Consider the following 14,555-nt stretch of genomic DNA (forward strand, 5'->3'; position numbering starts at 1 on the left):
ATTAACATGGCACAGATTACAAAGAAAGAAGTCGACGTCGTCGTTTGCGGCCTCGGTTGGGCCGGCTCGTTGATGAGCATCGAACTGGCGATGGCGGGACTCGAAGTACGCGCATTAGAGCGCGGCGGCGAGCGTGATTACCCGGATTTCGCTTACCCGAAACCGGCTGATGAATACGCCTACAACGTGCGTAACAAAGTGTTCGCCACCCCGAAAGAAGTGGCGGTTACCGTGCGTTACAACAGCAGCCAGACGGCGTTGCCCACCCGTAAATGGGGCGCGTTTGCGCCGGGTACCGGCGTCGGCGGCGCGGGCATGCACTGGACGGCGGTGCTGATTCGTCCCACCCCAACCGATATCAAGCTGAAAACCTACGTCGATGAGGCCTACAAGCCGGGTATCCTGCAGGAAGATATGCGCGTGATGGACTTCCCGTTCACCTGGGAAGAGATCGAGCCGTATTACTACAAGTTTGAGCTGATCTGCGGTCAATCGGGTAATACCGGCAACCTGCGCGGCCAGATTCTGCCGGGCGGCGATCCGTTTGAAGGCCCACGCTCTGAACCTTATCCGTTGCCTGCACTGGAAGACACGCTGAACAACGTGATGTTCAAAGAGGCGGCCACCAAGCTCGGCTATCATCCGTTCCCGAACCCTTCTGCCTGCGTATCGCGCGCGTGGAAAAATCCGTACGGCAACCAGATCGCGCCATGTAACTACTGCGGCTACTGCTCCAAATATCCGTGCCTTAATTACTCAAAGGCCTCGCCCCAAACTGCGGTGATGGATGCGCTGAAGCGCATGCCAAACTTCTCTTACGAAGTGCATGCCGAAGTGGTGAAAGTGGTGCTGCACGACGACCAGAAAACTGCCAAGGGCGTGATTTATTACGATGTGGATGGCAACGAAGTATTCCAGCCAGCGAAGATCGTGGTGCTCTCCAGCTTCCAGCTCTACAACGTGCGCCTGATGCTGCTGTCCGGTATCGGCAAGCCGTATAACCCAATCACCGAAGAAGGTGTGGTAGGGCGTAACTACGCGTTCCTGTCGAACGGCGGCGCAACCCTGTTCTTCAAAGACAAAAACTTCAACTCTTACGCCACCGCAGGCGCCACCGGCCAGATGTTCAACGACATCTCGCCAGGCAACTTCGACGGTCCGGGCCTCGGCTTCCTGGGCGGCGCCAAGATCCACAGTTCACAGGCCACCGGTACGCCAATGGCCGCTGCGTTGCCGAAAGGCACACCGAGCTGGGGCATGGGTTACAAGGAAGGTCTGGAGGAGTGGTACAACCATTCCATGAAGATCAGCATCACCACCACGTGCCAGTCGTACCGTGATATCTATCTGGATCTGGATCCAAACTACACCGACCATCGCGGTCAGCCGTTGCTGCGTATGACGTTCAACTGGAAAGAGAACGAACTGAAGCTGCAACAGCACCTGAAAGGCATCGTCGGCAACATCGCCAAAGAGCTGAACCCAGACAGCATGAGCATGAGCTTCCTGCCAATGGGCGCGGACTTTGACCTCACCAAATACGTCTCGACCCACAACGTGGGCGGCGCGGTGATGGGCGATAACCCGAAAACCTCTGCATTGAACAAGTACCTGCAGAGCTGGGATGTTCATAACGTGTTTGTGCCGGGCGGCAACGCCTTCCCGCAAAACTTCCAGGCGAACCCGACCGATACCATCGGCGCGATCACCTTGATGGCGGCACAAGCGATTAAAGAACATTATCTGAAAAATCCCGGTCCACTGGTACAGGCATAAGCGCATGAAATTAAAATCATTGTTAATCGCCAACGCCGTGCTGCTGGGCAGCTTTGCAGTGCAGGCACACGCGGAAGATGAAGCTCAATTGATCAAGCAGGGTGAATACCTGTCGCGTCTCGGTGACTGTATGGCGTGCCATACGGTTTCTGGTAAAGGGGATTACGCCGGTGGTTTGGCGATTGAGTCGAATCTCGGCACCATTTACTCCACCAACATCACGCCGGACAAAGAGCACGGCATTGGCAACTACAGCGAGCAGCAGTTCTCGGACGCGGTGCGCAAAGGCGTGTTGCCGAACGGGTCGCGTCTCTATCCGGCGATGCCGTATCCGGATTACGCCAAAATCTCCGATGCTGATATGCACGCGCTGTATGTCTACTTTATGAAAGGCGTGAAGCCGAGCAGCGAGCAGCCGCCGGAAACCGATCTCAGCTTCCCGTTCAGCCAGCGCTGGGGCATGCGCTTCTGGAACTGGGCGTTCACCTCTGACAAGCCATTCCAGCCGATTGGTGGCGCGTCAGAAGAGGTCAATCGCGGGGCTTACATCGTGGAAAGCCTCGGTCACTGCGGCAGCTGTCATACGCCACGCGGCCTCGGTATGAACGAGAAAGCGCTGGATAGCAGTGACGAGCAGTTCCTTGCTGGTGGCAGCCTGAATAACTGGGATGTGCCGTCACTGCGTGGTTTGCCACGCTGGAGCGAGCAGGAGATCGTCGATTACCTGCAAACCGGTCGTAACGACAAGTCAGCGGTGGGCGGTGAGATGAAGTCGGTGATTGAGCACTCGAGCTCGCACATGACCGATGCTGACCTGAAAGCGATTGCCTCCTATCTGAAGTTCCTTGGCGGCAACCCGGCGCTGCAGGCGTATGACGTGAAGAAGCAGCAGGCGACGGAAGCGAAACTGACTGCCGCGAAAGGTTTGTCGGAAGGCGAACGTCTGTATATCGACAACTGCGGCGCTTGCCACTTTGTCACCGGCAAAGGCGCGCCGGGGATCTTCCCGGAGCTGGATCAGGCGACGATCGTCAATGCCAAGGATCCAAGCGGTTTGATCCACACCATTCTGGCCGGTGCGCAGCAGCCATCGACTGAGAAGGCGCCATCAACGCTGGCGATGCCAGGTTTTGCTAAGCGTCTGGATGATGATCAAGTGGCCAAACTGGCGACCTTCATTCGTCAGGGCTGGAGCAACAATGCGCCAGAGGTGACGAAAGATCAGGTAGCAGAAGTACGTAAGACGTTGAAATAAAACCGTAAGGTCGCCATTCCTGGCGACCTTCCTTTATGCCACGACCGAATGATAAGTGTGAATCACTTCTAACACGCCGTTTATCACGAACTGCACGCCCATACACACCAGCAAAAAGCCCATCAGACGCGAAATCGCCTCGATCCCGCCTTTACCTACCAGCTTCATGATGGCGCCAGAACTGCGCAGTGAAATCCACAGAATCACCGAAACAGCCAAAAACGTCAGCACCGGTGCAACGGCAACCACCCACGCCGGGAAATCCACGCCCGATTTAACCGTCGACGCGGAACTGATGATCATCGCGATGGTGCCCGGACCCGCAGTGCTCGGCATCGCCAGCGGCACAAACGCGATGTTTACGCTTTCACGGTTGCTATCGGTCGCGTCCAGCTCATCCTGCTTATGCTCGGCTTCGACCGAATGCCCCACCGGTTTGGCCGGAAACAGCATGCGAAAACCGATAAACGCCACAATCAGCCCGCCCGCCATGCGCAGGCCGGGAATTGAGATACCAAAGGTGTGCAGCACTGCGCTGCCGGCGTACCACGCCACCATCATAATCAGGAACACGTAGATCGAGGCCTGCATCGCCTGACGATTACGCTCCTGGAAATTCATCTCTCCGGCCAGGCCGAGAAACAGCGCCACGGTGGTCAGCGGATTGGCGAGCGGCAAAATCACCACCAAACCCAGCCCGATGGCTTTAAACAACTCCAGCATGAAATGTCCTCAGAATTCCTGGTCGCCATAAATGGCGACCCTACAAAAAACGGCAACGCCCAAACGTAGGGTCGCCATTTATGGCGACCGTGTCAGACGCCGCACCTACCCGAACATCAATGCTTCGGCGTATCCAGTGCCTCGATCAACTCGGGGAAGAAATCCTGCAGCAGTTCTGGTGTCATCAGCTCGGGATAATTGATCAAATGCTCACGAATGCGCTCATTCACATCGGGCAGCAAGCGCTGGGCAGCATCTTGCGCGCTGATCTTCTTCTGCTTCATCAGGCGCAGCACGTCATCCGGCAGATTGTCTTCATCTTCGACTTCATCCACACCTTCGAGATCGTCCAGCTCATCCAGCAGATCCATCAAGGCTTCAATCTGTGGCGTGCGCGACTGGTATTCGGATGGCTGCTCGCTCTCCAGATAGCGCAGCAGCGCGCGCACCGGTGAACCATCGGGTTCGGCAGGCGGTTCGTTGGCGAACCAGGTCAAGAGATCGTGCTGCGTGACCTGATGGACGTGATAACCGTTATCCACCAACTCATCGGCGAGGATATCGGCGGTATCGTGCTCAATCAGGCAAATGTGGGTGCGATTAGGTGTGAACTGCTCCAGCCACTGATAAATCTCTTCAATTACGCTGTCGTCGTAAATAAAGGTTTGGCTGAGATAGCTATCATCCTGCTGGTGAACACAGATGTGAATCTGGTCGGGATCGAAGTAAATCGCAATGTTGATGCCTTTCATGTGCGCTGTCCTGTGTGGTGCAAAATCTCACTATAGCCTCAGGCAGCGCAGATGAACATGGTGGTGCCAGCAGCATGGGCTACTGGCGGTAAAAATTAACGTAAATCAGCACGATCCAACCCATAAGCGCTGTCCAGTGCGCCCGGCGTCATCTGCGACAGCACCATCAGGCGGTTCCAGGTGTTAATCACCGCGATGCAGAACGTCAGTTCGCTGGTCTCCACTTCAGAGAAGTGTGCGCGTATCTCGTTGTACAGCGCTTCGTCGATGCCGTGATCGCCCAGACGCGTCAGCGCTTCGGTCAGCGCCAGCGCCGCTTTCTCTTTGGCAGTGAACAGCGGCGATTCGCGCCAGATCGCCACGTGATGTAGACGCAGCTCGCGCTCGCCGTGCAGTTTGGCCTCTTTCACATGCATATCGACGCAGAACGCGCATTGGTTGAGCTGCGAGGCGCGCAGATCGACCAGATGCTTCAGTGAGGTTTCTAATGAAACATTACTGACGTTCATAGAGAGATCGGACATGGTTTTGACCAGTGTCGGAACGGTTTTGAAGTGGTTAACGCGTGCAGTCATGTTTTTATCCTCAGGTCAGTCGTTTTTCAATGCGAAGGTAATGCGGGCATCTTAAACTTCCATGTCTGAGTGAAAAGGGTCAAAAAACGTGAAAACAGATAGGACATGGCGTGGGATATAAAGAGATTTATGCGCGATATCGCCAGCAGATTCTTGCAGGGCAGCTGAAGCCGGGCGACCGCGTCCCGGCGATCCGTACGCTGGCGAGTGAGTTGCAAGTGGCGCGAAAAACGGTGGAAGCTGCTTATGAAATCCTGATCGGCGAAGGCTATTTTGTCAGTCAGGGCGCGAAAGGCACGCGTGTTAATCCCGAACTGATTCTGCCGGAAACAACCGGAAAAACGGCAGTGCCTGCGCCGTCAGTGAGCGCGTTAATCCAGCGCGAGAGCAAAGGCGAGCTGCGGCTTGGCATCCCGGCACTGGATGCGTTTCCACATAAAAAGTGGCTGCTGATTTCCGGCAAAGCAGCGCGAACCCTGCGTGCGGATGAGATGATTTTGCCGCCAATTATGGGTTATCAGCCGCTGCGTGAAGCCATCGCCAGCTATCTGAATATATCGCGTGGGCTCAACTGCCAGCCGGAACAGATCTTTATCACCAGTGGTTATCGCGCCAACCTGCGACTGATTCTGGCGGTGCTGGCGCAGCCGAGCGACAAAGTGATGTTTGAAGATCCCGGCTACTTCTTCGGACAAAAACTGCTGAAGCGCATCGCGCCGAATCTGCATTACGTGCCAGTCGATCGGCAAGGTATGGATGTGGATTATCTGCTGCGCTATCACGCCGATGCGCGTTTCGCCATCGTCACGCCCACGCATCACAGCCCACTGGCGGTAACCTTATCGCTGCCACGCAAGCATCAGCTGCTGGAGTGGGCGCAGAATAACGATAGCTGGATCATTGAAGATGATTACGACGGCGAGTTCCACTACACGCGCAAAGTGATTCCGGCGCTGAAAAGTCTCGATGTGCACGATCGAGTGATTTACACCGGCACCTTCAGCAAAACCATGATGCCGGCGATGCGCGTGGGTTATCTGGTGATGCCGAAAGAGACCATCGCGCGCTTTAGCGAGCTGGGCGAAATCCTCGAAACCGGCATGTCGCTGCTGCCGCAAAAGATTCTGGCGCAGTTCCTGAGCGAAGGGCATTTCTATCGCCACATTAAAAAGATGCGCACGCTTTATCAGCAGCGACGCCGCATGATGCTGGATGCCTTGCAGGCGTGTTTCCCGGATGTGTTTGATTTTGAACTGACCGATGGCGGCATGCACATTGTCGCCTTCCTGCCACGCGGCACGCAGGACGCGGCGTTGGCGGCGATTTGGCAGCGGCATCAGCTGCGCGTCTTGCCGCTTTCCGGCTGGTATATGCAGACGCAGAAACGTTATGGCCTGGTGATTGGCTATACCAATATTCGATCGGTGGAGCAGGCGCGGGAGTTGTTGCAGAGAACGGTGCAGGAGACGCGAGCGTTATTGGGTTAAAGAAAAGGCGCGAGGGACAGCTCGCGCCTTGATACCGGCGCGTCCTTACATGCCGATATATTTTTTGCCTTGCTTCAGAACCACGTCGCAGGCTTTGGTTTTCAGCTTCTCACCCATCGGCGAGTTGCTCAGACTCTGCAAGTTCAGCTGCTGACCGTTGCCGGTGTTGAGCAAGCCTTGCAAACCCTGCTGATAATCGGTTTTCTGCTCTTGCGCGGTGGTGCTGTTCAGGCCGAGTTTGCTCAATACCTGATCTTTCACCGACTTCACGTTGTTATCCACCACGTTGTGCTGCACGCAATACGACATCACGCCTGCAGCGTTGGTCATGCTGTTGGAACTCACCGCTTTATCGCCGCCGTTCAGCAGGCCGGTGAGCGATGAGAGCGACATGCCGCCGTTCTGCGTGGTGCTGGTGCTGTTGTTCTGCTGCGACAGCTGCGATGCCGCGCTGCTCAGCTGATCCTGCCAACTTGCCGCGGATGCGCTCCCCGCAACCATGGCTGCCGCGATGCCCCATCCCCAAATCATGCCTTGTAATTTCATCTCAACCTCGTTGTCTTTTATGTTCTGACTGCGTCAGTTTTGGTTAAGAGAGGTTTGACTGCTGAAAGTTCCAGTTAAGCGGGCGGATTGGGGAAAATTGGGACCGTTCTGGGTTTTTGTTTTTGTAATTCGGTTAGTGGGATTGACGGTATAACAAGCAGTTATCTGCGAAACGCTGTTTTTTTCAACGCTTAGCGCACATCCCTAACGATTCCGGTTGCGCACTCTGCTCGTAACGGTATAATCCCCAACGTTTTCCGCATCCTCTTCAGTGCCGAAGTGGCGAAATCGGTAGACGCAGTTGATTCAAAATCAACCGTAGAGATACGTGCCGGTTCGAGTCCGGCCTTCGGCACCATTTACACCTTTCTTAGGAAAATCAAGCAGATAGGAAACATACTCTATCTTTCTTGCCCCTAAAAATTGTCTTAACTCTTTCCCGTATAAAAGCCACTGCGTTTGTTAATGGCTTTGGTATGTTATCACGCTGTGGCAAGTAGTTACCAGGCTCAACCTTGTACTGCTGTTCCCTTTGAAGCCGGAAGATGTGCCAGCATCTCTAAACCTTATACCAAGACACGATTGATCACACGCATTTAAGCCCGATGTGCGGCCTTATGGCTGCGTAAACAGGTCTATGGTGGTATATGCCCCGGTAGCTACAGATCCGGCTCTACCAGCGTCTCAGCCACGCTCCTAACGGTACACGGTTATCCTGATAAGGTGTGGTCATTCTGGACAATTGATGAAGTCGCTACGCTCCGCTTGTTGCCTTACCACCAACGGGGCTTTATGGCTGCTATTGTCTAAAAAATAGCTTTGATATTATTATTCCTTGTTAGTCTTTTTTAAGAGCTTAAGGTGGTTGGCGATAGCCTTTGCGATCTCCTCCTTCATCTTTAAGCCCCTAGCGCCACACTCCGCTTTAAACGTCCTGTATAGCTCTAAATCAATCTCAGCGCTGATCTTGAACAGCTTAGCCTTTGCTAATTCGTCTGCCGTAAGCGGGTGATAGTACTCTTTCTTCTGTGTCACTGGCTTACCCTCCAAAGATGTTTAGAGATAAGGATACAAAAAAGGCCAGCACGATGCCAGCCCTCTAAAATGTATTGAAAACATTGTCTAAAAGCTTTCAATAAAAGCATTAATTCATTGAGTTTGGGCTTCTTAATCTCTTATGAGCATAATAAACGCGATGAACTGTACTACCAGGAGCACAGCGGCTATCCGCTTAGCCCACATATTCTTAGTCAACTGCGACAACCAAGACCGCAGCACAATGTTGCGATAGCTTCTTTTCCACTGTTTCCGAGCGCTGAGCATCTTCATAAAAACATATCCTTTTGTTGTCGGTTTCAAACTCATCTACAAGCTGTAATGTCTTCTGCTGGTAGGCGTTGGCATCGATGGTGAACAACATTCCGACAAGGAATACCAACGCACAGCCTCTTACCTGGTGACTTTTCATTATGCCAACCTTTATAGATCTAAAGATCTTATGGGTGGAGGGAAATCGTTAGATAACCCTGTTTATGTTACTTGCAACTGTATTCAAGCATAAGAATACGTCTGATCATCTCTGAGGCTGACAGGCTATATAATTCGCTATGTCGTATAATGGAATAAGCCGCAGTGTTAACGATCTCCCCATTGGTAATCTTGTCAGGTAGGCAAAGCATTTGCGGCATATTTTCCAATGTACCTATAACATAACCGTAAAAATACCCATCATCCCAAGTAGGTGCAGATTGCGCTACCATCCCTTTAGCTACTTTTACGAGGTCAGAGGTGCTTATTGCAGAAGCTGGAGCACTTGCCAGAGACAGTGCAACCGCTGCACCTGTAAATAAACGTTTAATCACTTCCCATTCCTTTTACTTACAGTGGTTCGCGCTGCCTACTGCATAGCCGCCGCTTTTCAGTTCGGATTTGATGTAATAAGCCATTGTCTGATCATTCTTCAATGGCTCTTTGTCCCACACTCGGAAGCGGTTCCCATTAGGCAACTTCACCCACTGATCGCCGTCTGAGAACGTCACCAGCATAACGGCGGGTAGCGTGGAATACGTCTTACCGTCATACGTAGCTACAAACCTACACACAGACACGTTAACGATCCGCACGGTAGACGCTGGAGCCTGCTCTACCGGAGCCGCTACAGGCGCTGGCACTTGCACATAACGAGTCACACAGCCAGAAAGCAACAGAGAACCAAAAACAGCCAAAGACGCAATAATCTTAACTTTCATCTAATACCCTTTTCATTTCTAAGTTTATAGTTTGGTTTACTTTTACAATCAAAACAATAAGTAATGCAGTTATCATCCTCATTGTTGTTTGGAGGGTATCTCCAGATATTTCTAAAGTTATTGCAACTTCTCTTATGTAAACCCCTTAGATTTCAATGTGTGACACTGCAATGCCTGCACTTTTAGCACTTAGCTTTAGATAAGCTTTGGTACTCTGGAAGTTAGTGTGATTCAGAAGATCGCTAACCTGTGCTAAGTCTCTTGTCTTATCTAGCACCTGTGTAGCGCCATACTTGCGGAAGCTGTGAGCGCTGATTGTTCCTTCAATACCTAACTTTGTTGCCACCTTCTTGATCGACGTTGAGACGTATACGCGGCTTACTGGCGTATCCTTTTTGCAGCGGTTGCCCTTGCCAGCAAAGATAAACGTGTCTTTGGGGTAGGCCGCACGACGATTAGCCACCATAGCCAGGATTGAGGCTGGCAGGTTTTCAATCTCCTTTTTCTTCCCTGTCTTCTGCTCTACGATCTTCAACGTACCGCGCTCAAAGTCGCTGTAACGTAGGTTGATTGCATCTGACACACGGAGCAGACACACAGCCATAACACGGCACACATCAGCTACTAAATCGTTTCCTTGCTGTTCCAGTTCCTCAATGATTGCCTTTGTCTCGCTCACTTCTAAAATTGCTGCTGCTTTCATTCTTATTTACTCCTGTGTTGATTTGATAAGTAGGAGGCTACATTGGCTTTAAATAGATGTAAAGATCTTTTTTTGGGTATGCGTATAACGACAGCAATATCGTCTACACTCATTCACCCCCACGCCAGGGAGAAGGGAAGATAGCCGCACAAGGATGTGTAATTTATCAAGCGCACTTATTGAGTGCCGGAACGGATTTCAAAGGGGCGGGGGGATCTGACATTCCAAGCGCCGCAAATATCACTCACATTATTATTTCAATCGAAATTATTTTGTCGCAATACTGCATAAACACTGCATAAACCTTGCATAAGTTGGTTAGTGAGGTAGGCCCATTGCACGTAACAAGCGGGAAGCCTTGCTATTGCTGGGTTTGTTGAGTCTAGTTAACACAATCTATATAAAGTTAACTAGTGATTCAGCCCCGATCAGGGGCCACCACCTTGCACATAATAGTAACATACTGCGATTAATAGTGTCGTTATGAAACTATCACGCTTTGGTCAGAAACCAGGCAAGAAATCACGCTTTTTTCAGCTTTACTTTTAAAGTTAAAAACTCGTTCAGCAAAAGCCACTATAAGTGCATATTGTGGGGCAAAGTACTTTCATTCTACTTTCAGACATTGAGCTTAAGCCTTGCTGTGTGCGGCTTGTAGTGCTGTTGTGTAATTATGTCAGATGTAAGGGGATCTGTGTGGGGCAAGGTATTGGGCAAGAGTAAGGCTTACATTGGGGCATATATAGACTGATTATCGACTAAATAACGAAAGAATATTAATCAAGGTGTTTTAGATGTGTTTTGCAGGTGTTTTAGGTGACTAACCCCCCATCAGTCTGATACCCCCATCAGAATTATACCCCTACCCCCATCAATCTGATACCCCACCCCCATCAAATCAATACCCAATAAGAATAACTATAATAATAAACATAAGAATATATCTTTTATATGTTCTTTAGGCGGTTATCCCGCCTAATGATCTTACGCTGCCGCGTACCAGGTCAACTAATGGGCCTGCGGTTGTTACCGTTGGCTGTTTGTTCTATCTGTTCAGCTACCCGCTGAAATACTTCCTGATCATCTACTACGTGCAATGCCTACGGCAATAGCGAAGCTATGCCAGTATGGGTAAGAACCTGTCACGCTACGCTACCACGTTCAAACCTGCCCTAACTCCAACCTTCAACAAACAACAAACTAAAGTTTGTATGTCTGTCTTAGTCTGGTGAGTGCAGGCTCTTTGCATAAGTGTATGTGCTGCCCGTAGGGTGGAGAGTCTCCACAGCACAAGATCTTATAGAGGAAAGTTTCTTGAAATTATCAAAAGGGGCTTTAGATAAATTAGGGAAACTTTTATAAGTTCAGAAATATTATCTAAAGGTGCTTTCTAATAATAAAAATGAACTTTTCACTACGTGAAGCCGGAAAACAAACCTGTTTAAGTGTTGCATCTTCCTGTGTGGCTTCACTGGAGCGATTCTAAGCCCACCTGAGAGGCTTCCTAATACGTTTCCTCATCTTTGCTGTTACAGAGGCTTAGAGAGCGTTACAGGAGGTGTTAAGATGGTAAGATAATTACATAAAGTGCTTGCACTCAGAAGCTAAGTTGTGCTATATTACCTCACTTGAAAAAATATTAAATAAATCTATTGACAATGTACCTTTATTAGGATACAATGGAGATATAGACCAAAGAAACTGTTTTACAATGCACTGCCAGCTAAGTAGCTGGGCGGTGTTTTCCTGTTTCTAAATTGACACTAACACTAACTACACAAGGAGCATCTGACCAATGCCAACACGACTACCACAGGGCGGCAAGCCTAGAAAATACATCGACAGCAATCACGTATTCATTCTTATTGCTAACGCGAAAGATCCAGATGCAGAGGCAAAGAAAATTCTCAACACTGCTAAGGTTGCTAATCAGCGTGGAAATACAGACTATGCAAAAATGTTACGTCACGGTGTAAACCTTTATCGCGCTAAAAAGCTCGTAGAAGCTAACGCATAATAAAGGGAGGGGCTAGCGCAATGAGGAGAGCTATCACCCACAAGGAAAAACACAATGACAAGTACCGGATTTTTAATGATGCCTAATAACATTATGGCGATCAAAGAAGTAACCCATAACGGGAAGCAGCACAAACTAACGTTTCAAACTAAAGGCGTTTATTGTTACCTGTCATCACTATCTGATTCTTTCGAAATGGTTCGCCCGTCGATGCAGGGGATCGCAGATTGGTTAGGACTGACTGACGAACAGGCCGCACGTAGAGAGGTCAAGAAGCTGGCAGATGCCGGACTGATTGAGATCATTTCACGCCCTGGAACATCCAACGCTTTTATAGTGAAGCCGTTCCCTGTAGAGCAGCCAGAAACGCAACAGGAAGTCACACAGCAGCCTGAAACAGTGCAGGACGTACAAACGCCAGCGCCAGCATTAGAAGCCGTTACAGAGAAACACAGCGATTGTGATGATGACATTATCCCCGAACTGATGCACGGTTATAGCGCCCCTGTAAGATCTTTACATCTAGGAGAAACTGTAACGCCGCTTCGCACTACAGCCGCAGAAAATGACGCATTAGAAGACGCGAAACGCCGCGTAGCAAACAATAAAACACCGCTTATCACACCCCCACATAAAGAGGATGACGAGCCATTTTAAATAAAAGGAATAACAACAATGATTTTAAGAAATGATAAGAAAGAAGAATATTTGATTCTTGCACCTAAGCAGGCCGAACTATTCCGCTTTATGGTAGAACAAACTGAACGTGCAAGATCATTAGAGAATGCTCTAGGGTATTTTGAGTTTACTATTAAAGACTACCTAGAAACACACAAAGGCACACAATCATATTTGTATAATGTCTTAAGCAAGCTAAAAGCCTTTGGTGCTATCCAGCATATTCCACGCGGTGCTTTACCTTCATATGTAAAAGTTAACCAGGGATTCACTTTGATTGAGGTATCAGAATGCTAACAACCGACAGACAGCTTTTTATCAGATATAACGAAGACAAGCACGAACAACACTTTATTCAGTATGCAGAAGAGTTAGGAGAAGACTTAGATCAATGTGAATTGTTCTTTGATCATACCCCCGACAAAGTGCGAACCATTTTGAAGACACCTAATCACGGTAACTTTCTATTGGAGACTCTAATCAATGACAGCAAGAGAAGCAATTAACTTGCATTATAAGTATTTGAGAGAAGACCTGAAAGGGACAGAAGAATACACAAACGACTTTTACAGAAGAAGTAATAAGAAAGGCAATAAACTTTTCACCTTCTTTGTAAACGTAGAAACACAGAACTCTTATTACTATTGGACAGATTTAAATGACTAACAAAGAACAGCATTACGATTGCTTACTAGCAGCTTTAGAAATGAAACGCATCAAAGAATCAGGAAACCACGGAACATATGAGAGTGCATTGTTTGGATTTGCTCTTAAGTATTCTGACTTATTCAAGAACGTTAGCAGTGATAGCAAGTTTGATTATGATCGCCTTATGCTTCTGAAAGAGCTAAGCAACATTCTACCGGATTATTTCGTAAACTTATTTGATGATAATGGAGAGGTACACGCACATTATGTTAGTTGATACACAGTTATTAGGATTTGTACGCCGTGCCATCTATGCAGATGCAACTAAGATTTCAGATGAGCAACTATTAGAAATCATCAACCAATACTTTGAGAGTATCGGGAAACAGAATAACAAACGCTGCTTGATTCTATTCAACTCTATCTTATCTGCCCTTCAATACCTCGCTAACGTTTATAACATCGAACTAGCAGCCTCTACAGGAGGCGCTACAGAGCGAACGGAGAGAGTCGGACAGGTAGAATTAACAGCGAAGTATAACGATAAAAACTTATACGCTGATAACCCCTGGCAGCGCCTTTATGATGCGTACTTTTACGGACGCACTCAGGTGATTGGTTGTCCTGTTCAAGCGAAAGCAACAGATAACGTGCTAATCGGCGGCGTAGACCGTAGCGAGATCCACCGCGTGAAAGATAATTGCAACAGCGTAGATGGATTACAGGGACTTTATAATAAAAAGAGACATTGGGATCTAAGACGTGTTTAATAAATTTCGTACAGATAAAGTCCCTACTAAAGCAGAAACAACACTAGATGTTAACGTGATGAGGGCGAAGCAGAGACGCAGGGTAAAAGGGGAAGATAAGAAAAGTTTACCCTCAGGATATGCACTGGTAACTATTGAAGAAGATAGCAAACCTCTTTCACAGGAAGAATATAAAGCCGTCTCTGATATTACATCTGTGAAAGGTGTTTATTATAAACCCCGCAAGACTAAAACAACAAAGCCTAACGGAATCAAACCGCACAAATGGGAAGCTTTGGGCTTTCCTAGTGCAGAAGATTACGAAGGTTGGTTGATGTTCAACTATAGACAGATTACAGAAGAGGAAATGTTAGATGACAAGATGCACTAAGAAACC

18 protein-coding genes and 1 tRNA gene are annotated in these 14,555 nt (G+C 49.1%); 10 read left to right on the plus strand and 9 right to left on the minus strand.

The genetic code is table 11. From position 1 onward, the window contains the following. Positions 1-6 precede the first annotated feature (6 nt). Both NQH49_RS02805 and NQH49_RS02810 read left to right on the plus strand, forming a co-directional pair. On the plus strand, positions 7-1,776 hold the full coding sequence (locus NQH49_RS02805) for a GMC family oxidoreductase (RefSeq protein ID WP_008104227.1): 1,770 nt from the start codon (positions 7-9) through the stop codon (positions 1,774-1,776). Between the two features lie 4 nt (positions 1,777-1,780). Continuing rightward, a complete protein-coding gene (locus NQH49_RS02810) occupies positions 1,781-3,031 on the plus strand; it encodes a c-type cytochrome (protein ID WP_256698310.1) in 1,251 nt (416 codons plus the stop codon). Positions 3,032-3,064: 33 nt separating this feature from the next. Here the strand turns inward: NQH49_RS02810 and NQH49_RS02815 are convergent, their stop codons facing one another. The 3 genes from NQH49_RS02815 to NQH49_RS02825 form a co-directional block, all read right to left on the minus strand. After that, entirely contained in the window at positions 3,065-3,754 is a 690-nt protein-coding gene (locus NQH49_RS02815; RefSeq protein WP_256698311.1) for a MarC family NAAT transporter, read from the minus strand. Between the two features lie 116 nt (positions 3,755-3,870). After that, positions 3,871-4,506 (minus strand): hypothetical protein, encoded by a 636-nt coding sequence (locus NQH49_RS02820; protein WP_256698312.1) that lies wholly within the window; start codon positions 4,504-4,506, stop codon positions 3,871-3,873. Between the two features lie 95 nt (positions 4,507-4,601). Next, positions 4,602-5,081, minus strand: a complete 480-nt coding sequence (locus tag NQH49_RS02825) for a carboxymuconolactone decarboxylase family protein (protein WP_256698313.1) — start codon at positions 5,079-5,081, stop codon at positions 4,602-4,604. 110 nt (positions 5,082-5,191) lie between these two features. Here NQH49_RS02825 and pdxR point away from each other — a divergent pair, with 110 nt between their 5' ends. Beyond that, positions 5,192-6,568, plus strand: a complete 1,377-nt coding sequence (pdxR, locus tag NQH49_RS02830) for a MocR-like pyridoxine biosynthesis transcription factor PdxR (protein ID WP_256698314.1) — start codon at positions 5,192-5,194, stop codon at positions 6,566-6,568. 45 nt (positions 6,569-6,613) lie between these two features. Here pdxR and NQH49_RS02835 read toward each other — a convergent pair whose 3' ends face one another. Continuing rightward, entirely contained in the window at positions 6,614-7,114 is a 501-nt protein-coding gene (locus NQH49_RS02835) for a YjjA family protein (protein WP_256698315.1), read from the minus strand. Positions 7,115-7,387: 273 nt separating this feature from the next. On the opposite strand from NQH49_RS02835, the gene NQH49_RS02840 reads away from it, so the two are divergent. After that, positions 7,388-7,472: transfer RNA gene (locus NQH49_RS02840), tRNA-Leu, on the plus strand. Positions 7,473-7,942: 470 nt separating this feature from the next. Here the strand turns inward: NQH49_RS02840 and NQH49_RS02845 are convergent. From NQH49_RS02845 to NQH49_RS02865, 5 genes are all read right to left on the minus strand, one after another. Beyond that, entirely contained in the window at positions 7,943-8,149 is a 207-nt protein-coding gene (locus tag NQH49_RS02845) for a hypothetical protein (protein WP_191931110.1), read from the minus strand. A gap of 211 nt (positions 8,150-8,360) precedes the next feature. Continuing rightward, a complete protein-coding gene (locus tag NQH49_RS02850; protein ID WP_086905105.1) occupies positions 8,361-8,582 on the minus strand; it encodes a hypothetical protein in 222 nt (73 codons plus the stop codon). A 67-nt stretch (positions 8,583-8,649) separates the two neighbouring features. Next, positions 8,650-8,976 carry a Rap1a/Tai family immunity protein gene (locus tag NQH49_RS02855; protein ID WP_086905106.1) on the minus strand — a complete coding sequence of 109 codons (327 nt, stop codon included), beginning with the start codon at positions 8,974-8,976 and terminating at the stop codon, positions 8,650-8,652. Between the two features lie 12 nt (positions 8,977-8,988). After that, positions 8,989-9,363 carry a hypothetical protein gene (locus tag NQH49_RS02860; RefSeq protein WP_191931109.1) on the minus strand — a complete coding sequence of 125 codons (375 nt, stop codon included), beginning with the start codon at positions 9,361-9,363 and terminating at the stop codon, positions 8,989-8,991. A 145-nt stretch (positions 9,364-9,508) separates the two neighbouring features. After that, positions 9,509-10,066 carry a tyrosine-type recombinase/integrase gene (locus NQH49_RS02865; protein WP_191931108.1) on the minus strand — a complete coding sequence of 186 codons (558 nt, stop codon included), beginning with the start codon at positions 10,064-10,066 and terminating at the stop codon, positions 9,509-9,511. Positions 10,067-11,861: 1,795 nt separating this feature from the next. Between NQH49_RS02865 and NQH49_RS02870 the strand changes: the two genes are divergently transcribed. The 6 genes from NQH49_RS02870 to NQH49_RS02895 all read left to right on the plus strand — a co-directional run bounded on the left by NQH49_RS02870 (position 11,862) and on the right by NQH49_RS02895 (position 14,549). Continuing rightward, positions 11,862-12,083, plus strand: coding sequence for a hypothetical protein (locus NQH49_RS02870; RefSeq protein WP_256698316.1), 222 nt, complete (start codon positions 11,862-11,864; stop codon positions 12,081-12,083). A 54-nt stretch (positions 12,084-12,137) separates the two neighbouring features. Further along, positions 12,138-12,740, plus strand: coding sequence for a helix-turn-helix domain-containing protein (locus NQH49_RS02875; protein WP_256698317.1), 603 nt, complete (start codon positions 12,138-12,140; stop codon positions 12,738-12,740). Between the two features lie 18 nt (positions 12,741-12,758). Continuing rightward, the gene (locus NQH49_RS02880; protein ID WP_256698318.1) at positions 12,759-13,058 is read left to right on the plus strand and encodes a hypothetical protein; all 300 of its coding nucleotides are present in this window, start codon (positions 12,759-12,761) and stop codon (positions 13,056-13,058) included. 361 nt (positions 13,059-13,419) lie between these two features. Beyond that, the gene (locus NQH49_RS02885; protein WP_256698319.1) at positions 13,420-13,686 is read left to right on the plus strand and encodes a hypothetical protein; all 267 of its coding nucleotides are present in this window, start codon (positions 13,420-13,422) and stop codon (positions 13,684-13,686) included. Then, a complete protein-coding gene (locus tag NQH49_RS02890) occupies positions 13,676-14,179 on the plus strand; it encodes a hypothetical protein (RefSeq protein ID WP_256698320.1) in 504 nt (167 codons plus the stop codon). Before NQH49_RS02885 ends, NQH49_RS02890 begins: the two co-directional genes overlap by 11 nt. After that, positions 14,172-14,549: a hypothetical protein gene (locus tag NQH49_RS02895; protein ID WP_137269549.1), complete on the plus strand. Its 378-nt coding sequence runs from the start codon at positions 14,172-14,174 to the stop codon at positions 14,547-14,549. Before NQH49_RS02890 ends, NQH49_RS02895 begins: the two co-directional genes overlap by 8 nt. The last annotated feature ends 6 nt before the right edge of the window (positions 14,550-14,555 follow it).

This window comes from Pantoea trifolii (assembly GCF_024506435.1).
GTDB lineage: Bacteria > Pseudomonadota > Gammaproteobacteria > Enterobacterales > Enterobacteriaceae > Pantoea > Pantoea trifolii.